Genomic DNA, 22,362 nt, shown 5'->3' with positions numbered 1-22,362 from the left:
ACTCTACCGGGAGACGTTCAGCTTCACCTCTCCCGTCAGCGAGTAGGGGACCCGCAGCAGCGGCCCGGTGACTTCCCCCGTCACGCCGTAGGGCAAGAGCCCCTTGGCGATGAGCGCCTTCACCTCCGGGCCCCACGTGTCCGGCGTCACCGTCAGCTCCACCGGATAGACGCCCGTGGCGGACGCATCCACGGTGTCCGCCTGCGCCAGCGTGCCGCTGTCCAGCGTCTTGCCGGCCACGGTGGCCGTCCACGTCAGGCCCTCCAGCTTGAGCGGGAAGGGGTTGGGGTTGCGCACGCCCAGGCGGAGGTTGAGCTGCACCTCCTCGGCCGAGTAGCGCGCCCCGTCCAGCTCCTCCACCACGACGATGGGCAGCCTGGGCACCCGCGCCGCGCGGCTGGCGGCGAAGGGAATCGTCTCCTCGTGGCCGCCGCCCGTGCGCACCACCAGCGTGCCCCGGAGCGCCAGGAGCAGGGTGCCGCCCTGCTCACTGAGCCGCGTCAAATCCTGGGCGCTCTTCACATAGGGCGCGCGCTCCTCGAAGGCGATGTCCGCGGGGACCCCGGGTTCGAGCGGCACGTCCAGCTTCGCCGTGCCCGTCTTCACCACCTGCCCGTCGGCGACGAGCTCGTAGTCCGCCCGCTCCACCACTCCCTTGGCGGGGCTGGCCACCTGGGCCTGATAACGCAGGGTGGCGTCCGTGAGGCCCTGGGCGGACACGAGGGTCTGCTGGGCGGTGAGCACGGCTGGACCCGCGGGCCGGACGGGGGCGGAAGCACACCCGGCACACAGGGACAGCACCACGGCCAGTCGGAACATGGGCGAGGGCAAGCGCATGACGCTAGACAATGTGGCCACCCCAGCACGTCGTCTCAAGGTCTTTTCCGCTAGACTGTCCACCAGCCGTGGCCCGACGCCGCCCCAACTTCAACAAGACGCTCCGCTCCCTCATCCGGGACATCGCGGCGAAGATGCCGGAGTTCGGGCATGTGAAGGCGGGCCGCATCCTCGTGGTGGCCGGAGAGGCGCGCCGGGCCTCGCGGGGCACCGTGAAGCCCCTGTGCTTCCGGGGCGGCAAGAGCACCGACCGCACCGGACGCCGCAAGCCCATCATCCGCATCCGGGGCAAGCGGATGCTCTACTGCATCACCCTGCGGCCCCTCTTCTTCCGGGGCTCCACCGCCCAGGCCCGCGTGGAGACGGTGATTCACGAGCTGTTCCACCTGTCGCGCCGCTTTGACGGGACGCTGCACTCCGGCCGGCGCCACGCCGTGCTCGGGCGCAACTTCTCCCGCAAGCTCAAGCCGCTGGTGCGCCGCTACCTCAAGCTGTGCCCCCCGGAGCTGCTGACCGCCATGGCCCACTCCGGCGAGGTCCGCATCCTCCAGTGGCTGGAGCGGCCCGGTCCCGCCTACGTCCCCGGCACCCACCGCCGCGTGCGCAAGGTCTACACCGAGGACCAGCTCTACTCGGGCGTTGCCCGCATGGTGACGCCCAAGGTCCGCCTCGCGCGTGAGGCCTCCGTGCGCCCCAAGGTTCACTGAGCGGCGCCACCCGTCCCACCCGGGTGGTTGTCGCGCGCTCAGGGTTCACTGAGCGGCGCCTGCCACCGCACCGACGTTCGCATGGGGACGGTTTTTTCGCCAAAGGTTTGACTTTGAGAATCACTATCAATATCGTCCTTCCCGTTTCGAGCCAGGAGCGGTGATGCGCGACGGTTGCCACAGTGAAGGCGGGGCGGAGGAACTGCGCTGTCTGTGCGGCAGCTTGTTGGCGCGGCTCGTGCCGGAGGGCGTGGAGTTGAAGTGCCGCCGTTGTCACCGGACGCGGGTGGTGCCCCTGACGCCGCCGGAGGGCGGTGGGGGTGCGCAGGTGAGTGGCCACGGCCGCTGACGTGTGAGTCGTTCCCCGGTCGTGTGTCCCGGGTGCAGTGAGGTCTGTTACCTGCGGCCCGAGGCCTTTGAGCCCAGCGCCCTACAGGGCCTTCCGCGAAAGGCCCCCGGCCTTGCGCCGGAGGACGCAGCATGTCGTGGCGTGGGTGTTTGCTCTTCGTGGCCTGTGCCATGCCTTGGTCGGCGTGGGGCAGTGGCAGTGAAGCGCCGGCCAGTGAGGTGACGGTTCGCGAGGTTTCCGCCGAGGAGGCCTCGCCTGGCGTGCAGGACGCCCCGGCCGGCGAGCAGGTGCCGGCGGCGGCCGCTCAAGACGTTCCTCCCGGCGAACAGGCGGTGGGCGCCGAGGTGCGGGAGGTGCCTCCCGGCGCGGGAGGCGCGGAGTCCGACGCGCTGGATGTCCCCGAAGCGCGCACGGTGGTGACGGCGTCGCGTTCGCCTGAGCGGCTCGAGGACTCGGCGGTGGCCACGGAGGTCATCACCCGTTCGGACATCCTGGCGAGCGGAGCGCGTGACGCGTCGGAGCTGCTGGCCGCGCATCCCGGGCTCCAGGTGACGCAGACCTTCGCGGGCGCCACGGTGCAGCTCCAGGGCCTGGCTCCGGAGTACGTGCTGGTGCTGGTGGACGGTGAGCGCGTCGCGGGCCGCGTGGCCGGCAGCGTGGACCTGTCGCGCCTGTCCACCGAGGACATCGAGCAGGTCGAAATCGTGAAGGGCCCCTCGTCGGTCCTCTACGGCAGTGACGCGGTGGCCGGCGTGGTGAACCTCATCACCCGGCGCGCGCGCCGTCCGCTGGGCGCCGAGCTGCGCGCCTCCTACGGCTCCATGCAGCGGCTGGAGCTGGACGCCACCGGTGAGGCGAAGGGGGAGGACTGGGGCCTGCGGCTGAGCGGCGGCCTCGCCCGGCGCGACGCGTACCACCTGGACCCGGCGAGCATCGGCACCACAGGCAGCAGTCTGGACGGCATCGACGCCTCCGCGGGCGGCGATTTGCGCATGAGCGACGGCGCGGCGCTGCAGGCCAATGCCACCTATGCGCGGCGCGTGCAGCGCGGCGTGGACGTGGGCGTGACGGGCGCCATCTTTGACCGGGCGAGCCGCGACGATTCGATTTCCACGCGCTTGTCGCCCACGTGGACGCTGTCCGACAACGCGAAGCTGCGCGTGGACGGGGCGTATGCGTGGTTCAACCGCCGCTACCTGAGAGATCAGCGCCGCTCCAACGCGCTGGACACCATCGAGGACACGCGCGAGCAGCAGGGCCGCCTGGGCGCGCAGCTCGACGCGAAGCTGGGCGGAACCCACGCCTTCGTCGCGGGCGTGGAGTTCCTGGGCGAGTGGCTCCGGGCGGACCGCCTGGGCGAGGACGGCATTGGCCAGCGCGCCCGCGCGTCGCTCTACGTGCAGGACACCTGGACGCTGGTGCCGCGCCTGAAGCTGACGCTGGTGCCGGGCGCGCGCGTGGACACGGACACGCAGTTCGGCACGGCGCTGACGCCCCGCCTCGCGGCGCGCATGGACCCCGTCTCCTGGCTCACGCTGCGCGGCAGCTACGGCTGGGCGTTCCGGGCGCCGGGCTTCCAGGAGATGCTGCTCGACTTCGAGAACCCCACCGTCGGTTACATGGTGCGCGGCAACCGCGACCTGCGTCCGGAGCGCTCGCGCAGCTTCAACATGTCGGTGGAGGTGAAGCCCGGTGAGTCCTCGCTCTTCTGGGTGAGCGCCTTCCAGCACAACCTGACCGACATGATTGGCGTCTCCACGGAGATGGTCGGTCCGCAGCAGATCTTCACCTACGTGAACATCGACCGGGCGCGCGTGCGCGGCGGTGAGGTGGGCGTGCGTCAGCAGCTCCCCGGGCGCATCTCCGCGGAGCTGGGCTACTCGCTCACCGACGGTCGTTCGGAGGACACGGGGCTGGCGCTGGAGGGCCAGGCGCGTCACCGCCTCACGGCGCAGGCCTCGTGGCGTCACCGCGTATCGGGCCTGGAGGCCTGGGTGCGCGGCGCGCTCGTGGGGCCGCGGCCCTTCTATCCGGACACGGACGGTGACGGCATCGCCAACCCGTACCAGTCCAGCAGCTACCTCACCGTGGATGCCCGCGTGGGCTGGCGCATGCGCGAGGAGCTCCAGTTCTTCGTGCTGGGCACCAACCTCGCGAACGCGGGCAACCCCTCCGACCTCCCCATTCCGCCGCGCGCCATCCAGGCCGGCATCTCCGCGCGGCTCTGACGCCGCCTTCTTTCCTCAACCCCTCTCCAAGGAGTCACCATGTCCCGCTTCGCTTCCCGTTCCTCGTTCCTGGGCCGCGCCGCCGCCGCCCTGCTGCTGGCCGGCTCGCTGTCCGCTTGTGGCGACGACCTCTCGCTGCCGCCCGATGACACGCAGAACCCGGACCCGAACGACCCCCAGAACCCGGACGAGAACGCGCCGGTGAACGGCACGCACATCACGCACGTGTCCAACGGCGACGGCTCGTACACCACCACGGTGAACGCCACGAGCAGCGCGGAGTGGATTGGCCTGGACCTGGACAATGGCACGCAGGTCAGCAAGACGACGGACGCCGCCTGGGACGTGGCCTTCCAGCGCTTCAACATCCTGTCTCGGGGCGGCGTGAGCGGCAGCGGCAACGTGGCCGTGGCGGTGCTCACCGAGACGGACTTCGCGCAGGTGACGCAGGCGCCCGCGGATGGCTACGTCGCGGACGCCGAGGACGGCCCGGACCGCGGCGAGGACCCGGACAGCGCCTTCAACGTGGGCGACGGCTGGTACGTGTACGACTTGTCGACGCATGCGCTCTCCGCGCGCCGCAACGTTTACGTCGTTCGTTCGGACGAGGGCGCCTACTTCAAGATTGCGATGCAGTCCTACTACGACGACGCCGGCACTCCCGGGATGTTGTCGTTCCGCTGGGCGAAGGTGCCCGGTCCCACCTCGGGCGGTAGCGCTGTCGCGCAGCCGTCCGCGCACTGAGCAGTTTCCCTTCTCCTGGTGTCCAACATGATTCAGACCGCGAACTCCGAATCCGTCTCCGAGCCCTCCCGCCTGCGCCAGCGCTGGCAGACCCTGCGTGAGGAGCAGCCCCGTACCCGCATCCGCGACGCCGCGGAGCAACTGGGGGTCAGTGAGGCGCAATTGCTCGCAACCGGCCTGGGCGAGACTGTCGTCCGGCTGGACCTCCGGCTCGACGCACTCCTGCCCCGCTTCGAATCGCTGGGCCGGGTGATGTCCCTCACCCGCAACGCCCACGCCGTGCACGAGAAGCGCGGCACGTGGCGCAACATCGAACTCCACGGCAAGCAGGGACTGGTGCTGGACGAGGAAATCGACCTGCGCCTGTTCTTCTCGCGGTGGACGTTCGGCTTCGCCCTCCGCGAGCCGCACGGTGACGGCATCCGTCGCAGCCTCCAGTTCTTCGACGCGTCGGGCATGGCCATCCACAAGATTTACGTGGAGGAGGCCGGTCGCGAGGAGACCTTCGACGCGCTGGTGAAGGAGTTCACGCACACGGAGCAGTCGCCCGTGTTGGACATCGTTCCGGCCAAGGCCCCCGCGGCCCCGAAGCCGGACAGTGAGATTGACGCCAACGGTCTGCGCGAGGGCTGGCGTGCGCTGCAGGACACGCACGAGTTCTTCATGCTGCTGAACCGCTTCGGCGTGGCGCGCACCCAGGCGCTCCGGCTGGCGCAGCCGGAGCTGACCACCGCGGTGGCGCCGTCCGCGCTGACGTGGGTGCTGGAGAAGGCGTCCGCGGCGGAGCTGCCCATCATGATTTTCGTGGGCAACCCGGGCTGCATCCAGATTCACACCGGCCCGGTGAAGAATGTGAAGGCGATGGGCCCGTGGATGAACGTGCTGGACCCGGCCTTCAACCTCCACGTCCGCGCGGACAACGTCCACTCGGCGTGGGTGGTGCGCAAGCCCACGCGGGACGGCGTCGTCACGTCGGTGGAGCTGTTCGACGAGGCCGGTGAGAACATCGCGCTCATCTTCGGCAAGCGGAAGCCCGGTCAGGCCGAGTCGCCCGAGTGGCGCGCCCTGGCGGAGGAGCTGGCCAAGGCCATTCCCGCGCAGGAGGTGGCGTGATGGTCCGCGCGCGCGGAGTGTCGGCGGTCTTCCTGGCGGTGGCCTCGCTGTCGCACGCGGCGGCGCCCGCGCCCGCGAAGCCCCAGGCCGCCGCCACGGCGCCGGTCAGCGTGGGCAAGCTGGTGACCATTGGCCCCGCTGTCACTGAAACCGTCTTCGCCCTGGGCGTTGGCGGGCAGGTGGTGGGCGTGGACGACACCAGCCTCGCGCTGGAGGCCGCCCGGAAGATGCCCAAGGTGGGCTACCAGCGGGCGCTCTCGGCGGAGGCCATCATCGCGCTGGGCACGACGCGGCTCTTGGCCTCGGAAGAGGCCGGTCCGCCGGGCGTGCTCGAGCAGCTCAAGGCCGCGGGCGTGGACGTGGTGGTGCTGTCGAACAAGCCCACCGTCGAGGCCACCCGCGAGCGCATCCGGACGCTCGCCAAGCACCTGGGCAAGGCGGAGCAGGGTGAGGCGCTGGTGAAGCAGCTCGACGTGGACCTGCGCAAGGCCACCGAGCGCACCGCGGCGCGCAAGGACGCGAAGCCGCCGCGCGTGCTGGGCCTGTATGCGCGCGGCGCCAACGTCCTCATGGTGGCGGGCGCGGGCACGGCGGCGGGTGAGCTCGTCACGCTGGCGGGTGGCGTGAATGCCATCGCCGGCTACGGTGGCCACAAGCCGCTGACGGCCGAGGCGGTCATCGAGGCCGCGCCGGACTTCATCCTCATGCCTGCAAGCTCCCTGGAGCCGATGGGCGGGGAGGCCGGTCTGGCGCGCACGCCGGGCCTGTCGCAGGTGAAGGGCTGGCGCCTCATCACCGTGGATGACGTCCACTTCATGGGCCTGGGACCCCACCTGGGGCAGGCCGTGAGCCGCTTGCAGGATGGGTTCGTCGCCCCGGCTCGGGGCGGCAAATGAGTGCATCGGGGATTGCGCCCGTCTCCGCCACGTACCCTTCGAAGGAGCACGTCCAATCGGTGGCCCCGCGTCCGTGGCTGCCGTTGACGCTGCTGCTTTTGGGGGTCGTGCTCCTGTCGCTCGCCGTGGGCGCGGTGTCAGTGCCACCGCTGGCATTGGCGGGCAGTGTGTTGGACCTGGTGGGCCTGGATATCGGGCACAAGCTCGAGTCCGTGCAGCAGGCGGTGTTGTGGTCCATCCGCCTGCCGCGCGTGGCGCTCGGCATCATGGTGGGCGCGGTTCTGGCCACCTGTGGTGCCGCGCTCCAGGCGTTGTTCCGCAATCCGCTGGTGGAGCCGGGCCTGCTCGGCACCTCCAGCGGCGCGGCGCTGGGGGCGGTGACGGCCATCGTCATGGATGTCGCCCTCAGCGCCCACCTGGGCCCGCTGCGGCTCTTGGCGGTGCCCTTGGCGGCCTTCCTGGGCGCCCTGGGGGCGACCCTGCTCGCGCATCGGTTGGGCGCGGGCGGGGGGCGCACCGAGACGGCCCGCATCCTCCTGGCGGGTGTCGCCGTCAGCGCGGGCGCGGGCGCGGGCATCGGGCTCCTCACGCAGTTGGCGTCGGACGCGCAGTTGCGCTCCATCACCTTCTGGAGCTGGGGCAGCCTGGGCGGTGCGTCGTGGCAGGTGGTGGGCGCGGCCACCGTGCCGTTGCTCGTGGCGCTGGCCTTGTTGCTGCGGGAGGCGCGCACGTTGAACCTGCTGCTGCTCGGAGAGCGGGAGGCGTGGCACCTGGGCGTGGACGTGGAGCGGCTCAAGCGCCGCCTCATCCTCTCCGCCGCGCTGGGCGTGGGCGCCGCGGTGTCCGTGTCCGGCGTCATTGGCTTCGTGGGCCTGCTGGTGCCCGCGTTGCTACGGCTGGCGCTGGGGCCGGACCACCGGCGCCTGCTGGGCGCTTCGGCGCTCCTGGGGGCCTCGCTGCTGGTGGGCGCGGACCTGCTGGCGCGCACGGCGGCCATCCCCGCGGAGCTGCCCGTGGGCGCGCTCACGTCCGTGTTGGGCGTGCCTGTCTTCATCGCGCTCTTGTCGCGCAAGGGGGCCTCATGAGTCTGGAGGTTCGCGGAATCGAGGTGTGGCGCGGCCGGGGCCGCACGCTGGGGCCCATGGACCTGTCCGTCCAACCCGGCGAGGTGCTGGCCGTGGTGGGCCCCAACGGCGCCGGCAAGTCCACGCTGCTGTCGGCGATGACGGGCGAGCTGCGCTGTTCGACGGGGGAGGTGCTCATGGAGGGCATTCCCCTGGAGCGGTGGCGGCCTCGTGACCGGGCGCGGCGGCTGGGGGTGCTCCCCCAGGAGTCGTCCCTGGGCTTTGGCTTCACGGCGCTGGAGGTGGCGCTGCTGGGCCGCAGTCCCCACGCGAGTCGTCAGGAGGGCAGCGCGGACCTGGCGGCGGCGGTGGCGGCGCTCGATGCCACGGACACGCGGCATCTCGCGTCGCGCTCGTATCTCACGTTGTCGGGTGGTGAGCGGCAGCGCGTGCAGCTCTCGCGGGTGCTGGCCCAGCTCTCCGAGCCGGTGGAGTCCGGGCACCGCTATCTGCTGCTGGACGAGCCGACGGCGAGCCTGGATTTGTCGCACCAGCACCTCGTGTTGGAGGCGGCGACGCGCTTCGCGCAGGAGGGCGGGGCGGTGCTGGCCGTGTTGCACGACCTCAACCTCGCGGCGCGTTACGCGCACCGGATGGCGGTGCTCGCGGAGGGCCGGGTGGTGCAGTTGGGCTCGCCGGCGCAGGTGCTGTCGCCCGAGCTGGTGGCCCGTGTCTTCGGATTGCGGGTGCAGGTCGTGGAGTGGCCGGGCTCGCCCGGTCCGCTCGTCATCCCGGAGGGCCGAGCGCCGCTGTCGCAGTGAGCGCTGAACGCCCTCCGACTGGCTTCAGCTCTCCGCGGGAAAGGTCCTGGATGCGTGGTGCCCCTCCACACCACGCCCGATGGCCGAGGACCTTTCCCGCGGGGGGCGCCGTCTGACGGGCGGCGGTGCAGCGGTACTTCTTGCTCGACGACGTCAGCCCGGCCGAGTTCGAGCAGGCCGTCTCTCGGGGGCCGTGGGCCGCATCAACCACTGTCTACGGGACCCGGGCGCGCTCAGGGGGCTCCTGAGGCTTGTCGGGCAAGCCGCCGTGTCGGCGCTCCGCCTCGCTCACGGTGTGTCATCCCTTCCGCCCCCTGTTGCGTCCGCTCAACAGGCGCCCAGGTGAGGACTCCGCTCGTTCCCGGCTCGCTCCGGGCAAGCACCCGCCCGTCCGACGACACGATGACGGCGGGCCCCGCGAGTGATGCTCGGACCGCGGGCACGCGCTGCTCCACGGCGCGCAGGATGACCGCGCCCACGGCCTGCTCCCACGCGAAGCGACTGCCCACCAGGGGCAGATCGCTGGCGAGTACGGCGATGAGGTCGCCTCCGTCGGCCTGTCCTTTCAAGGACGTGGGGCGGCTGAAGGCCTCGTAGCAGATGAGTGGGATGAGCCGCCGCCCCGCTACGGACAGCAGCGGCGGCGCCTTTCCGGGCGTGAGCGGCTCGCCGCGACCGCGCAGCCCCAGGAAGACGCGCTCACCCACCGGGACGAGCACCGCCTTGCCCCGGCTCGCGAGTAGGCGCCCCTGCGCGTCGAAGGCGCCCGCCGCGGTGAGGTACTGGCCTTCCGTGCGCAGCGTGAGGCCCGCGAGGCTCGCCACGGACAGGGGCGTGTCCGCGAGCGCGGCCAGCGGCGTCGGCTGGGGCAGGATGCCCTCTGGAAGGCGCTGGTTGCCGCGCACGGTGCTCTCCGGCCACACGAGCAGCGACGTCCCCTCGGGCGTCGTCCTTGGCACCTGCGCCAACGAGGCCAGATGCACCACGCCCACGCCGGACAGTGCGTCGTCGACAGGCGGCAGCGGTGGCACCAGCGCGAGCGCGCCCAGGACGAGCCCCGCCGGCACGAGCAGCCGGGGCGTGCGCCGCACGGCGGCCTCGCCCACGCTGGTGGCGGCATGGAGGCACAGCAGCAACAGGGGCCACCAGCCGACATGGGCCAGCGCCCGCAGCATCGCGGGCTGTGCCCACTGGGAGTGCAGCACCTGCGTCATGGAGAAGCCGCAGAGGGTCTCCGCCACGGCCTCGCCCAGGGCCCAGGTGAAGGGAAACCAGAGGCGGAGCGGCCACCTGCGCGCGGGTGTCAGGAGGAGCACCATCGCCGGGAGCTGCGACGCCATTCCCGAGACGACCCACCCGAGTGCCGCGAGCGTGAAGTCGGCCCCGGCCACTCCCGGCGCGAAATGGTGGGCCGTGTCCACCCACCAGTGCAGCGCCACCGCCTGCCGCACCGTGGCCGCGAGCGCGAGCAGCGCCACGGCGCGAAGGACGCTGGAGGACCGGTGCACGGCCACCGCCACGCACGCGACGCCCACCCACACCAGCGGCTGGGCCGTGGGGAACAGGAAGGCGGCGCCCTGCAGCAGGCCCGCGAGCAGCGCGAGGAGCAGGTTCATGGGCGGCGGAAGCGCTCCGGGGCCACCGGCGCTAGCGCCGACGCCTGCGTGCCGGGGAGCTCCACGCTCACCAGGTTGGGCAGCTTGCGCACGAGGCGCGCCTCCAGCGCGTCCACGGTCCAGTCCCGCAACATGTCATGGGCCTGGCTGAGGGCGTCTGGCTCCAGCCGCCAGCGTGTCAGCGGCTTGCCGGAGCGGGTGTGGACCCGCTCCGAGCGCGCGTCGGCGGTGCCCGCGAGGAAGAAGCCCTCGTCGTAGCGCAGCCCCTGCGGCGGCAGCTTGTAGGTGGCGGCCACCACGAGCGCGCCGGGGAGCACGTCGGCGAGCGCATCCAACAGCGGCAGGGAGAAGCCGTAGCAGGTGTCCAGTACGATGAGCTCCGGGCGGTAGCAGGCCGCGACGCGCGCCAGCGCCTCTGGCCCCGCGTGGAGGTACTGCGGCGGCAGGCTGTGGCCGGAGACGATGAGCACCTCCGCCGCGGCTTTTCGGGGACACGAGAAGTCCTCCAACGCGACCTCTTCGCACGCGCCAGCGGATTGGGCGCATGGCGACTTCTGGAGGAGCTCCGAGTCCAGGTGGGAGAAGACGGAGACGACGCGCGGGACTTCCGTCGCCGCGCGTCGAGGGGGTTGCTCTGATGAACAGGCCACCCACGGGAGCAGCATCCCTCCGAGGATTCCCTTCCAGCCGAGATGGGAGTGGGGCAGGGCAGGCATGGGATGCTGTTTCCCGTGGGCGAGGAGGGGCTACTTCCAGCAGGCGCAGCCAACCTGACGGCAGTAGTCGCGGCAGTAGGTGGACATGCCGTTGTTGGTGTTGCAGCCCTTGCGGGTGTACTCGCTGCTGCAGATGAAGAAGGAGCCCGCCAGCCACACGACGACGACGACGGCCGCCGCCGCGCCGCCCTTACCCGTCTCGCCCTCGGGCAGGTACTGGTAGAGGGTGTCGAGCAGGACGGTGAGCGAGTACTCGGACACCGGCGCCATCACGCCCGTCTTGTGGAGGAGCTCGGCGGCCTGCCGCTCGTTGTGGGCCAGTGCATCACCGACCCGCACGGTGCCGTCCGCGTTGAAGGTCATCCGCTGCGTGCCCGCCTCGGTGGTGATGATGGCCTCGCCCGTCTCGTCATGCATCTGGTAGACGCTCCGGCTGCCGGTCTGCTCGTCGACGATGTCGATGACCGTGATGCCGTCGCCGCGCGTGATCTCCTGGCGCAGCATGAACGAGAGGGCCCGGGGCGCGTCCTCCTCACTCAGCCTGACCTGGACACGTCCGAAGCGCTCGAGGCTGTCGTCCACCACGCGCGCCGGCTCCACGTCGCGGTGGACGATGCGGCTCGCCAGGAGCTGGGTCTTCTCCATCGTCCAGGGGCTGGTTTGTGGGCTGCGGCTACAGCCCGCCTGGAGGGTGAAGATGCTCAACATCATCAGCGTCAGGGCAGATTGGAAAAAGTTACGCCCAGCAGCAGCGGGAGATTGGGATGACATGGGTGGGGTTCCTCTCGGGGTGAACGGCCCTTGTGCCTCGCGGAATGGAGGCGCCGGACCACGCGTCCCCGGAGCACGCCACATGCCATCTGTTTGCTTGGAGTTGGCTCGCTCTTGGTGAGTTGGCGGCTGTGACACATCTTGCTACGAGAAACAGGACTCTGTTGCATGTGGGGATACAGTGAAAGGAATTGCCGCGTTTGGAGGTGGGCGAGCTTCGCACCGATTCCGGCGTCTTTCTTCGTGGCTCGGTTGTTGGCCGGTGCTTGCCCGCGGTCAGACGACTCTTCCCTGCGCCGGTGCTCGGCGGTGAGTGCTGTCGAGGCGCGCGTTGGCGAGGCGGTGGGGTTGGCGCCGGTGCGCACGCAGGTGGAAGCCTTGCTCGTGCGTGCGGCGGCTCGGGAGGGAGGGGCGGCCCACGCTGGATGGCTCGCTGTTCGGAAATGTCGGGGGTTTTGACGCCGCAAAAGTCCCGACATTTCCGAACAGCGAGCTCATGGAGGCCGCCCGGGCGGACGGCGCTGCGCGCAGGACGCCGTTGCGGTAGTGACGAGGCCTCGAGGAGCCACGTTGGAGACTGCCGCGTTGATCTGGGTGTTGTCGTCCGCGTTCCTGCACGCTGCCTGGAACGCGCTGCTCAAGCGTCACCCCAACCCGGAAGTGGGCGTGGTGAGCGTCATCTCGGTGGTCATCGTGGCCAGCGGCCTCTGGGCACTGGGAATGAGCGGACCGGCGTTCTCCAACGTGCGCGGCCTGGGCTGGGCGCTGTGGGCGGGCGTGTGCGAGAGCCTGTACCTCTTGGGGCTCGCGCGCGCACTGAAGCAGGCTCCTTTGGGGCTCGCCTACACGGTGTCGCGAGGTGGCGCGATGGTGCTCGTCTGGCCGGTGTCGGTGCTGTGGCTGGGGGAGTCCGTGTCGTCATGGACTGTGACGGGCGTGGTGCTGCTCGCGGGCGGACTCGCGGTGATGAACCTGTCGCGTCCCACGGGGCCCACGGGGACGGGCCTGTCGTGGGCGGCCGTGTCCGCGGTGGGGATCGCGGGTTACCACCTGAGCTATAAGATGGCGCTCGGCGAGGGGGCGCAGCCTCCGGCGTTGTTCGCCACGGGGCTGCTCGTCGCCCTGCCAGTCCTCATCCTGGAGCGAGGGCGTCAGCAGGGATGGGCCGTCTTCCGGCATGAGGTGGTGCAGGCTCCAGGGCTGGTCTTGCTCACCGGGCTCATCTCCGCTGTGTCATTCGGTCTGCTCCTGACGGCGCTGTCGAGTGGTGGGGCAGGCGCGGTGCTGACGCTTCGCAATACCTCCATCGCCTTCGCGCTGATGCTCGCCGCGCTTCAGGGCGAACGCCTGGGACGGCGGCAGCTCGCGGGCGCGGGGCTGGTCGCCGTGGGCGCGGTGTTGCTGGGCGTCCCGGCGTAGGCGGATTCCAGGCAGCGTCGCGCCCATGCCGGGCGGAGCCTTGGGGCCGGAGACCGCCCGCGCATGCGCCGTGGTCCGTGCGGGCGCCGTGGCTCGTGCGTGGGTGGCCTACGTCGAGGTCAGGCGGGCCTGGCGTGCGCCGTGGCCCGTGCATGGTTGGCCTGGCGTGCGCCGTGGCTCGTGCATGGGTGGCCTGGCGTGTGCCCTGGCCAGTGCATGGGTGGCCTGGCGTGTGCCGTGGCCAGTGCATGGGTGGCCTGGCGTGCGCCGTGGCCTGTGCGTGGGTGGTGGCTTACTGCGTGAGCGCGTAGACCCGGGCGTGGGTGGCTTACGGCGTGCGCCGTGGCTCGTGCGTGAGTGGCCTACGGCGTGAGTGCGTGGGCCGTGCGTGCGCAGTGGCCCGTGCGTGGGTGCCCTACGGCGTGGGCGCACGGGCCTTGCGTGCTTTGAGCCCGTGCGTTCGCTGTGGCGTAGCCTACGGCGTGGGCGCGGACGCCGTCAGACGGCCCAGCGCGGCCTTCGCGTCCTCGTGGTCCGGCTGCAACTGCACGGCCATCTTGTAGGCATCGCGCGCCTCGTCGGGCCGCTTCGTCGCCTCCAGCAATTGCCCCAGCGCGTTGTGGGGCTCGGCGAAGTTCGGGTCGGCCTGGGCGGCGCCACGGAACGACTTCTCGGCGGCCTTGGTGTTGCCCTGCTGGTACATCGTGTGGCCCATGTACAGCAGGCCCAGCGGATGGCCCGGGTCCACCGTGAGCACGGACGTCAGCACCTTCTTCGCCTTCGCGCCGTCACCGCCACGCAGGTAGATGAAGCCCAGCTCCGCGCGAGCCTCCAACTGGGCCGGGTCCTTGGCCACCACGGCCTCGAGCTCCGTCACGGCCTGGTCCGGCCGGCCGCGCCGGGAGTGGACGATGCCCAGCCGCGCCAGCGCCGCGGTGTCGGCCTCTTCGCCGTCCTTGGGCTTCAGCAGCCCTTCGGCCGTCACATAATCGCCCATGGCGAGCAGCAGGTCGGCGAGCGCCAGCGTGGTGCCGCGATGGCCCGGCTCCTCCTTCAATAGCGCCTCGTAGAGCGGCCGCGCCTTCGCGCCCACGCGCTTCTGCGCGTACACGTTCGCGAGCGCCAGCCGGTTCTCCACCGTGGGGGCCAGCTTCACGCCCTCCTCGTACTCGGCGATGGCGCCGTCCAGATCGCCCTTGGCGCGCAACGCCTCGCCGTACGCGGCCCGCGCGCTCGCGTCCTTCGGGAAGGCCGCCACGGCCGTCTTGAGCGTGGCCACCGCCTCGTCCGCCTTGCCCAGGCTGAGCCAGGCGCGCGCGAGCCCTTGATACGGCTCCGTGGTCGCCTTCCCATCCTCGGCCATCTTCTCGATGGCCTTCTTGAAGGCCTCCACCGCCTGCTTCTTCTTGCCCTGCGTCAGGTACAGGTGCCCCAACTGCGTGTACGGCCCGCTGGAGCGGCGAGGCTCCAGCACCACCGCCTTCTCGAAGGCCTTCAGCGCCCGGACGTTGTCGCCCAACTGGTAGTACGCAAGCCCCAGGTTGAACTGGGCCTCGGCGAACTTCGGGTCCGCGGCGATGGCCTTGAGGAACGCCTCGGTGGCCTTGCGCGGGTCGCCCTTCTCGTTGAGAGCCACGCCCAGGTTGTTGTGCGCCCAGGCGTGCTTCGGGTCGGCGGCGAGCGTGCGCTGGTACTCCGCGATGGCGCCGTCCAGGTCGTTCTCCCGCATGAGGAGCACGCCGAGGTTGTAGTGGGCCTCGGTGTCGCCCAGCTTCTGGCGGGTGGCCTCGCGCAGCGTCTCCTTGGCCTCGCCGTTGAGGCCCTTCTCCGCCAGGGCCTTGCCCAGATTCACGCGGGCCACGTTGAGCTTCGCGTCCAGCTTGAGCGCCTCGCGGTACGCCTCGATGGCGTCATCCGTGCGGTTGGCGCGCTGAAGCGCCTCGCCCAGGTTGAAGCGCAGCTCGGCGTCCTGCGGGGACAGCTCCGCGGCCACCGCGTACTGGCTGATGGCCACGTCGCGCTCGTCCAGCACGCGCGCCAGCAGGCCGCGCTCGGCGCGCAGGGTGGCCTCGTCGGGGTAGGCGGCGATGGCGGTGTCGAGCACCGTGCGCGCCTGCTCCGGCTCACCCGACAGGCGCAGCGCGCGGGCCAGGGCCAGCTTGGGCGGAATGAGGTCCGGCTCCTGCGCCACCAGCTTCTTCAGCGGCGCCACGGCCTTCTTCGGCGTGTTGAGCGCGAGGAACGCGGTGCCCAGGCGGTAGAGCGCGTCCGCGTCGTCCGGGGAGGACTCCAGCCGGGCGCTCTCCACGGCGGCGGTGCGCTCGAGGGCGGCCGTGTCCGGGCCGGCGGCCTGCGCGGTGAGCAACTGGAGGACCAGGAAGCTGGCAGTCGTCATTTATAGGTTCTCCACGTAGGGACTGGCGCGCGCGTCGAAGGTCTTCTTCGCCAGCGCCGCCTTCTTCGCTTCCCACGCCTCCCGCGCCGTCTTCTCTTCCTTCTCGTCTCCGGCGAGCCCGGCGCGCTCTTCCTTCACCTCCGCCTTGCACTCGGAGACCTGCGACTCGAACTTCTTCGGGTCCAGGCGCTCACTGCCCTCGACCTTGGCCTTCCGCGCGGCATGGAGCCGGGCCAGCTCGAACTCCGCGAAGGCGCAGCGCAGCGCCAGGCGCTCCACATCGCGCAGGCCCACGGTGAGCCGCTGCCGGGCGCGCAGGTAGTCCACGCGGGACTCGGCCTCGGCGATGGCCAGCTTCGCCACCTCGCGAGACACCTCGTCGTTGGCGCGGTCCACCTCGTCCTCGGCGGCCTCCTGCCGGGAGCGGGCGCGGCGGATGTTGTCGCGGGCGCGGCCAATCTCGTTGTCGGCCTCGTCCACCTTGTCGATGGCGAGCGCGAGGTTGTTCTCCGCCTCCAGCAACTCGATGCGCGCCTCGTACGGGAGCTTCCTCTCCATGGCGTCGGGCACGCGCAGGCTGTAGCTGGGGCCGCAGGCGGAGAGGAGGGGGAGGGTGAGCAGGACAAAGCGCTTCATGGAACCGTCGCCTCGAAGCTTCCGAAGATGGTGCGCCCGGAATAGGTGTGGGTGCCGTTGACGAACGTGACGTGGAACTCGCCGGAGATGCGTTGCCCCTGCTGGCTGGGCAGGGCCTTCACCTTCAGCCCGCCCAGCCGGAGCTCCGGAAAGGTTCGCGCCGGCTCGTCCAGCACGTTGCGGCCCACGGCGCCGCGCTGGGCGCCGCTGGCCAGGACTTCCGCGAGATTGACGTCGAGCGAGCCGGTGTAGCCCTCCGGGAGCATGTCCGCCACCCGGGCGCTGACCTTCAGCACGATGTTGGTGCCCGTGCCCTGCTGGGTGACGAAGCTGACGGCGAGCTCGCCCTCGGCCAGTTGTGCCTCCGCGCGGTCGTAGTTCAGGTCGAGCAGCGACGTGACGCTGCCCTCCAGCCGGCCGCCCTCGTCGCTGCAGGCGCAGAGGGCGGCGGCCAGCACGGCGCCGAGCCAGGCTGCTCGCGCGGGCCTCACTTGCATGCCTTCCACCCGCCATCCACGTCGTTGCCGTTGAGCGAGGCCACGTCCTTCAACACGGCCAGCTCGCGGCGGGCGCCGTCCACGTCACCGAAGCGGCAGCGCAGCGCGGCGAGGTTGAGGCGGGCCTTGCCGAAGGTCGGGTCGGAGTCCATGGCGCGGCCGTAGGCTTCGCGCGCGCCCATGGCGTCACCCATGTTGAGCAGCGCCAGGCCCAGCGCGGAGTGCGCCGAGGCCCGCGTGTCCTGGAGCTCGGTGACGCGGCCCAGCGTGAGCTGCGCCATGCCGTACTGCCGCGCGTCCAGATAGGCCAGACCCAGGGCCTCCAGCGCCTCCGCGTTGAGCGTGCGCTCGGCCTTCTTGCGCAGCTCCTCCAGTGACGCGGGCTGCGTCGGCGTGCCCGGCTGCGGCACGGGCAGCGCCGCCGTCTCCGTGCGGCCCCGGCAGCCCACCACCGCGGCGCTGAAGACCTCCAGCGACTCGGCGCGGGACAGACAGGCCTTGAAGGCCTCCTCGGAGCGGGCCTTGAGCGGGGCCACCTGCTCCTTCACCGCGGCCCGGAACTGCTGGGCCTCCGCGGCGGAGAGGCCGGCGGGAACGGCCGTGCCTTCCACCACGTCCGCGATGTGGCCGTAGGCGAGCGCCAGCTTCCACAGCGAGGCCACCGCCCACTCCGCATAGCCCAGCGACGCGGCCTGCGTGTAGATGCCCTCCAGGCTCTGGAGCGCGGCGACCTTCTCCTCCACCTGGTCGGCGGACAGGTCCTTGTAGCCGCGGTAGAGGATTTCGCCCAGGTACCAGAGGCCCTTGGCCGCCTCCTCCGTGCCGCCGTTGGGGCCCTGCACCGCGGTGGTGAGGGTGGCGACGAGCGCGTCGGCGGACGCGGTGGGCGCGGTGGTGGCCTGCACCTCGGCCAGCACGGCCGCGGCGGCGGCGCTGTGGCGGTCCACCTTCAGCGCGGACTCGGCCGCCGTCTTCGCGCGGGCGTAGTCCTTCTGCTTCAGCCGCGTCTCCGCGAGCATCACCAGGACCTCGGGCTTGCGTGCGCCGGCCATGTCGGCCGCGGCCTCCAGGTCCCGCGAGGCCTCCTTGTACTCACCCAGCGCCAGGCGCAGCCGCGCGCCCGCGAGCCAGCCGTCCACCGCGGCGAAGTCGCCGCCCAGCTTCTGGCCCACCTGTTCGAACCAGCCGGCCGCCTCGCCGAACGCCGCGGCCTCCGCCGCGTGACGGCCCAGCGTGAGCAGCACGTCGGACAGGTACTGGCTCTTCGGGTAGTCCTGCACCAGCTTGGTGCCCAGCTCTCGCTCGGCCTGCATGTCGCGCTTCTCGCGCGCCGCGGTGAACGCGCCGTAGAGCGCCTTCTCGCCGATGTCGGAGTTCTTGTTCTCGTCCGCGACCTTCACCAGGCCCTGGATGACGTCGCCCGTCTCCTGCGCGCTCTGGAGCGCCAGCTCGTCCAGCGCCTCGGCGCGGCTCTGCGTGAGAATCTTCTGCACGTCCGCGCGGAAGCTGGCGGGCAGCGGCGCGCCGAGCAGCTTCTTGCCCGTTTCATCCAGGCCCTTGAAGTCGTTGAGCTGCCGCAGGCTGTCCAGCGCGAGGTTGCCCGCGACGGGGGCGTCCTTGTGCTGCGGGTGGCTCAGCGCGAACGCGGTGAAGAGCTCGGACGCCTTCGGGTACTCGCCGTCCTCGTAGTAGGCGCGGGCGATGTTGAACTTCACCACCAGGGCGTTCTCGCTTCGGGGGTAGCGCGACACGAAGTCGGCGCCCAGGAGCTTCATGGCCTGACGCGCGTCCGCCACCTCGAAGGCGTTGCGCTTCTGCGCCTCCTCGGGCTTGAGCGTGGAGAAGTGCGCCAGCAGCGCGGCGTTGAGCGCTTCCTCCTCGCCCTTCGCGTCCTTGGCCTTCACGTGGTAGCGGGCCAGCTCCTCGAACTGGCGCGCGGCCTCGGGGTACTCGTTGGCGGAGAACAGCGCGTCCGCGCGGTTCTTCATCATCGTGCGCACGTGCTGCTCGGGGCGGAAGAGGCCCAGGTACGCCTGATAGGCCTCCGCCGCGTTCACGTAGATGGCCCTGTCGTTCTTCTTCTGCGCCTCCACGTGGAGCAGGGTGGACAGGTCGCGCGCCATCTCCTCCAGCTCCACCAGGTGCTTCTTGCGCTCGCTCTCCTGCAGCTCGGGGTCCGTCTTGCTCTGCACCGCGGCGCGCACGAGGATGCGGAGGTCCTCGGGGTCCGGCAGCACCTTGCCCTTGGAGGCCTTGATGGCGTCGTAGAGCTTCTGGCCGCGCTCCAAATCCAGCTCGGGGTCGTGCTGGATTTCCATCAGCTTGCGCAGCGCGGGGATGGCCCACTCGTACTGCTGCTTGATGAAGTAGCGGTTGCCCAGCTTGTCCAGCGCGAGCGCGTAGGTGGCGCGGCTGTCGCTGAGCTTCTCGAAGTAGTTGAGCGCGCCCTTGGGCGGCTTCGCCTCGGTGTAGCTGTAGACGAGGTCTAGCAGCGCCTCGCGCTTGACGTTGAGCGCCTTCTTCACGTCCACGCCGGGCAGCGGCGCGCTGGCGGCCGCGGCCTCGAAGAAGGTGACGGCCTCCGCGTGCTTGGCCTGATTCACACGAATCCAGCCCATCTTGTAGCGGGCCAGGTCGTGCACCGGCGAGGGCGGGGCCTCGAGGATGGCCTGGTAGTGCTTCTCCGCCTCGCCCAGGTCGGCCTTGTCGAAGAAGTGGTCGCCCAGAATCTGCTGGGCCTCCAGCCGCAGCGGGCTGCTGGGGAACTTGCGCGTCAGGTCCCCCAACGTCTTGAGCATCTCATCGAACTGGCCCAGCTCGCGCTGCTCGTGCGCCAGGTAGAACGTCACCTGGTCACCGTCCTTGAAGTCCGGGTACTCGCGCAGCAGCCGGTAGTACATCTGCACGGCCTTCTGCTTCAGCAGCCGCGTCTCCGGCGAGACGATGGCGCCGCTGGCACCCTCCGGGCGCGACTCCGCCTGGAGGTAGTACACGTAGCGGCTCTTCTCCACGTAGAGCTCGGCCAGCCGGAACTGGAGGTCCGGCAGGTAGGGCGCGTTGCGGCTCTTGGAGATGAGGCGCTCCGTCTCGCCGATGGCGCGGTCCACCTTGAAGATGTCGCGCTTGAGCTTGGCGATGAACTCCTCGCGCTCCTTGGCCTTGGAGACAATGGGGTTGGCGCCAGGGCCCGCGCGCCCAGGCCCACCGGGGGCGGCCGCGAGCAGGGCGGCGGCAATCAGGCCCGTCAGGTGGGCGGTCATGGCGTCTCCTCGATGCAGCGGCTGTCGATGCGGACCCGGTAGGAGCGCAGCTCGTCGTTCCAGTACTCGCCGTCGAAGCGGTAGGCCGCTTGCGTGGGCGACAGAATCTGTTCGTCCTCCGGCGCGACAATCCGCGCGCCCTTCTTCACGCGCTCATACAGCTTCAGGCCCACTTCGTACTCCATGAGGCGCACCTGCTCGGCGGCGCGCAGCAGCGTGTCCGCTTCCTCGCGGACGGCCTCGGCCAGCCGCGCGTCGTGCACGCGGACCGCCTCGGCGCGGGACAAGTCATACAGCTTCGTCAGATGGGAGAAGAGCCGGTCGCCGAAGCTGCCGGCGTAGCGGCCCAGCCGCTCGCCCTCCAGCTCCAGCGTCCCCAGGAAGCGCGCGGCGCGCTGGGTGGTGCCGTGCGCGTTGGCCGCGCGGCGCAGGCGCGCATCCTGGGTGAGGTCCTCGCGGCTGCGCACCGCCTCCAGCGAGTCGGCGAAGCGCCGCGTCAGCTCCTTGGCGGCGCGCTTGGCCGGCAGGTAGTGGCACAAGTCCCGGTAGATGAGCGCGCGCAGCAGGTACTTGTCCGGCAGGAACTCGTCGCGGAAGGAGGGCGCGTCCAGCGTGGTGAGGATGCCCAGCGACGCGCGCAGCTCGCCCAGCTTGTAGCGCGTCCACGCCTCTTCCAGGTAGAGGCTGGCGCGGCCGGGGTCCAGCTCCGGCAGCTTCACGCGGTCATAGGCCTCCAGCGCGCCCTGGTACTCCTTGCGCTCGTAGCGCAGGCGCGCCACCGCGAGCGCCGCCTCGTTGCGCGCCTCGCGGGTGAGCTTCTCGTCCTCGGACAGCGCGAGGAAGTCGGTGATGATTTCGTCCGACGGCTCCTTGATTTGCTTCAGGCGGGTGACGAGCAGCGCGAACTTCGCGCGGCTGGCCTCGGCGCTCGTCTCCGACAGCTTGGAGAAGTGCGTGTTGGCCCAGCGCTCGTTGCCCACGCGCAGGTCCACCAGGCCCTGCTGGTAGTGCGCGTACGCGCCCGTCTCCTCCGGCAGGAAGCCCAGGTCCAACGCGCCGAAGACCTGCTCGTCGATCATCACTTCATCGTGCGGCCGGTCCGTCAGCGACTTGAGCGCGTCCAGCGCGCGCGGCAGCGCGTTGGGGTTGGAGCGCTCGCGCGCGATGCGGGCCAGGTACGAGGCGCCCGCGTGCGTCAGCCCCAGGTCGATGAGGCTCTTGGCGAGGAAGAACTGGCCCCAGGCGTAGTTCTCGTCCGTCTTGGGCGCCGCTTGCAGCCAAGCGTAGAGCGGCCCGGCGGCGTCGCGAGGCTTGCCGTCGAAGTAGGCCTTGAGGGCCTTGTCGAACACGGCCGGGTCCACCTTCTCCGGTACGGGGGGCGGGGCTTCCGCCGGCGTCGCGGGCTTGCTGGCCTGGGCCGTGGCGGCCGCCGGAGCCTGGGCGTCCTTGGCGGCGGGGGCCTTGGCGTCCGCGGCGGGCGGCGTGCCCTGCGCGGGCGCGGCGGTGCCGGCGGGCGCGGGCGTGGTGGACGGCGCGCCACCCGCGGACTGCGCGGCGGCGGGCGCTGGAGACACGAGGAGCGCGGCGCTGGTGAGCGCGGCGATGAGCGAGCGGGAAGTCATTCCGTGGCGCCGAAGTTGAACGCGGTTCCGAACTGGATTTGCGGCACCTGGATGACGCGCGAGGGGCCCGTGAAGACGGCGTTGTTCGTCACGTCGAGCCGCAGGGAGAGCGTCTTGCCGGTGAAGAGGCGTACGCCGAGGCCCACGTTGATGCCGGGCCGGAAGCCGCCGTCGCGGTCGAGCTTCACCACCGTGCCACCGCCGAGCAGGAAGGCCTCGACGTGGAGGACGGAGGCGTTGAGGAAGGCCATCTTCCCGTAGAGCGGGCTCCAGATGAGGTCCGAGCCCACCATCCACTGGACCTGGTCCTGGAAGGCGGCGGCGTTGGGCGACGTGTTGAAGTCGCGCTCCAACTGACGGCGCAGGCTCGTCTGCAGGTTGTAGCTGTAGGTGCCGCGCCCCACCTGCCACGCGAACGTGTCATTGAAGTGGTACGTGTACCCGACGGTGCCCACCAGCCCCTTGTAGTAGGCGTTGGCCGGGAGCACGCCCACGCCGAGCATCAGCTCGTGGTGCATCCGGAACCGCCGCTCCTGGATGGCGGAGACTGCGCCGGGATTCTCCAGCGCCTCGGCCTGCGCGCGGACGAGTCCGGGCGTCAGGAGCAAGAGGATGAGCAGGGCGTATCGCACGGTGGGGGCTTCCTGGGGGAGGACGGGAACAGGCGCTGG

The 22,362-nt window shown here is 70.9% G+C and carries 19 protein-coding genes; 9 read left to right on the top strand and 10 right to left on the bottom strand.

Features of this window, described 5'->3' with window-relative positions:
• Positions 1 to 3: 3 nt before the first annotated feature.
• On the bottom strand, positions 4 to 837 hold the full coding sequence (locus A176_RS27640; RefSeq protein WP_420811418.1) for an LEA/WHy family protein: 834 nt from the start codon (positions 835 to 837) through the stop codon (positions 4 to 6).
• A gap of 68 nt (positions 838 to 905) precedes the next feature.
• Here A176_RS27640 and A176_RS27635 point away from each other — a divergent pair, with 68 nt between their 5' ends.
• From A176_RS27635 to A176_RS27600, 8 genes are all read left to right on the top strand, one after another.
• Positions 906 to 1,544, top strand: coding sequence for a hypothetical protein (locus tag A176_RS27635; RefSeq protein WP_002635356.1), 639 nt, complete (start codon positions 906 to 908; stop codon positions 1,542 to 1,544).
• A gap of 163 nt (positions 1,545 to 1,707) precedes the next feature.
• On the top strand, positions 1,708 to 1,893 hold the full coding sequence (locus A176_RS27630; RefSeq protein ID WP_002635357.1) for a hypothetical protein: 186 nt from the start codon (positions 1,708 to 1,710) through the stop codon (positions 1,891 to 1,893).
• Between the two features lie 131 nt (positions 1,894 to 2,024).
• Positions 2,025 to 4,121, top strand: coding sequence for a TonB-dependent receptor domain-containing protein (locus A176_RS27625; RefSeq protein WP_044889349.1), 2,097 nt, complete (start codon positions 2,025 to 2,027; stop codon positions 4,119 to 4,121).
• A 39-nt stretch (positions 4,122 to 4,160) separates the two neighbouring features.
• Positions 4,161 to 4,865: an HmuY family protein gene (locus A176_RS27620; RefSeq protein WP_002635360.1), complete on the top strand. Its 705-nt coding sequence runs from the start codon at positions 4,161 to 4,163 to the stop codon at positions 4,863 to 4,865.
• 27 nt (positions 4,866 to 4,892) lie between these two features.
• A complete protein-coding gene (locus A176_RS27615; RefSeq protein ID WP_002635361.1) occupies positions 4,893 to 5,978 on the top strand; it encodes a hemin-degrading factor in 1,086 nt (361 codons plus the stop codon).
• On the top strand, positions 5,978 to 6,874 hold the full coding sequence (locus A176_RS27610) for a heme/hemin ABC transporter substrate-binding protein (RefSeq protein WP_002635362.1): 897 nt from the start codon (positions 5,978 to 5,980) through the stop codon (positions 6,872 to 6,874). Before A176_RS27615 ends, A176_RS27610 begins: the two co-directional genes overlap by 1 nt.
• Entirely contained in the window at positions 6,871 to 7,959 is a 1,089-nt protein-coding gene (locus A176_RS27605; protein WP_021781013.1) for a FecCD family ABC transporter permease, read from the top strand. The genes A176_RS27610 and A176_RS27605 overlap by 4 nt, the downstream gene beginning before the upstream one ends.
• Complete coding sequence (locus A176_RS27600; protein WP_002635364.1) at positions 7,956 to 8,759, top strand: heme ABC transporter ATP-binding protein; 804 nt, start codon at positions 7,956 to 7,958, stop codon at positions 8,757 to 8,759. The genes A176_RS27605 and A176_RS27600 overlap by 4 nt, the downstream gene beginning before the upstream one ends.
• Before the next feature lie 233 nt (positions 8,760 to 8,992).
• On the opposite strand, the gene A176_RS27595 is transcribed toward A176_RS27600, so the two are convergent.
• The 3 genes from A176_RS27595 to A176_RS27585 are packed head-to-tail and all read right to left on the bottom strand — an operon-like array spanning position 8,993 to position 11,862.
• Complete coding sequence (locus tag A176_RS27595; protein ID WP_002635365.1) at positions 8,993 to 10,375, bottom strand: nitrilase-related carbon-nitrogen hydrolase; 1,383 nt, start codon at positions 10,373 to 10,375, stop codon at positions 8,993 to 8,995.
• Positions 10,372 to 11,091 (bottom strand): hypothetical protein, encoded by a 720-nt coding sequence (locus tag A176_RS27590; RefSeq protein ID WP_144429630.1) that lies wholly within the window; start codon positions 11,089 to 11,091, stop codon positions 10,372 to 10,374. Before A176_RS27590 ends, A176_RS27595 begins: the two co-directional genes overlap by 4 nt.
• A gap of 30 nt (positions 11,092 to 11,121) precedes the next feature.
• Positions 11,122 to 11,862: a hypothetical protein gene (locus A176_RS27585; RefSeq protein WP_144429629.1), complete on the bottom strand. Its 741-nt coding sequence runs from the start codon at positions 11,860 to 11,862 to the stop codon at positions 11,122 to 11,124.
• Positions 11,863 to 12,408: 546 nt separating this feature from the next.
• On the opposite strand from A176_RS27585, the gene A176_RS27580 reads away from it, so the two are divergent.
• On the top strand, positions 12,409 to 13,281 hold the full coding sequence (locus A176_RS27580) for an EamA family transporter (protein ID WP_044889350.1): 873 nt from the start codon (positions 12,409 to 12,411) through the stop codon (positions 13,279 to 13,281).
• Between the two features lie 475 nt (positions 13,282 to 13,756).
• On the opposite strand, the gene A176_RS27575 is transcribed toward A176_RS27580, so the two are convergent.
• From A176_RS27575 to A176_RS27550, 6 genes are read right to left on the bottom strand one after another with little or no spacing between them, the layout of a single operon-like run.
• On the bottom strand, positions 13,757 to 15,676 hold the full coding sequence (locus A176_RS27575) for a tetratricopeptide repeat protein (RefSeq protein WP_002635369.1): 1,920 nt from the start codon (positions 15,674 to 15,676) through the stop codon (positions 13,757 to 13,759).
• Positions 15,677 to 16,312, bottom strand: a complete 636-nt coding sequence (locus A176_RS27570; RefSeq protein ID WP_002635370.1) for a hypothetical protein — start codon at positions 16,310 to 16,312, stop codon at positions 15,677 to 15,679. It lies immediately after the preceding gene.
• Positions 16,309 to 16,818, bottom strand: coding sequence for a hypothetical protein (locus A176_RS27565; RefSeq protein ID WP_044889351.1), 510 nt, complete (start codon positions 16,816 to 16,818; stop codon positions 16,309 to 16,311). Before A176_RS27565 ends, A176_RS27570 begins: the two co-directional genes overlap by 4 nt.
• A complete protein-coding gene (locus tag A176_RS27560; RefSeq protein WP_002635371.1) occupies positions 16,800 to 20,069 on the bottom strand; it encodes a tetratricopeptide repeat protein in 3,270 nt (1,089 codons plus the stop codon). The genes A176_RS27565 and A176_RS27560 overlap by 19 nt, the downstream gene beginning before the upstream one ends.
• Positions 20,066 to 21,691 carry a coiled-coil domain-containing protein gene (locus tag A176_RS27555; RefSeq protein WP_002635372.1) on the bottom strand — a complete coding sequence of 542 codons (1,626 nt, stop codon included), beginning with the start codon at positions 21,689 to 21,691 and terminating at the stop codon, positions 20,066 to 20,068. Before A176_RS27555 ends, A176_RS27560 begins: the two co-directional genes overlap by 4 nt.
• On the bottom strand, positions 21,688 to 22,323 hold the full coding sequence (locus A176_RS27550; RefSeq protein ID WP_002635373.1) for an outer membrane beta-barrel domain-containing protein: 636 nt from the start codon (positions 22,321 to 22,323) through the stop codon (positions 21,688 to 21,690). Before A176_RS27550 ends, A176_RS27555 begins: the two co-directional genes overlap by 4 nt.
• Positions 22,324 to 22,362 lie beyond the last annotated feature (39 nt).

The sequence above is a fragment of the Myxococcus hansupus genome (assembly GCF_000280925.3).
GTDB classification, from domain to species: Bacteria; Myxococcota; Myxococcia; order Myxococcales; family Myxococcaceae; genus Myxococcus; species Myxococcus hansupus.
The sequence above is the reverse complement of the archived record's forward strand: the minus strand, read 5'-3'. Positions and strand labels throughout refer to the sequence as shown.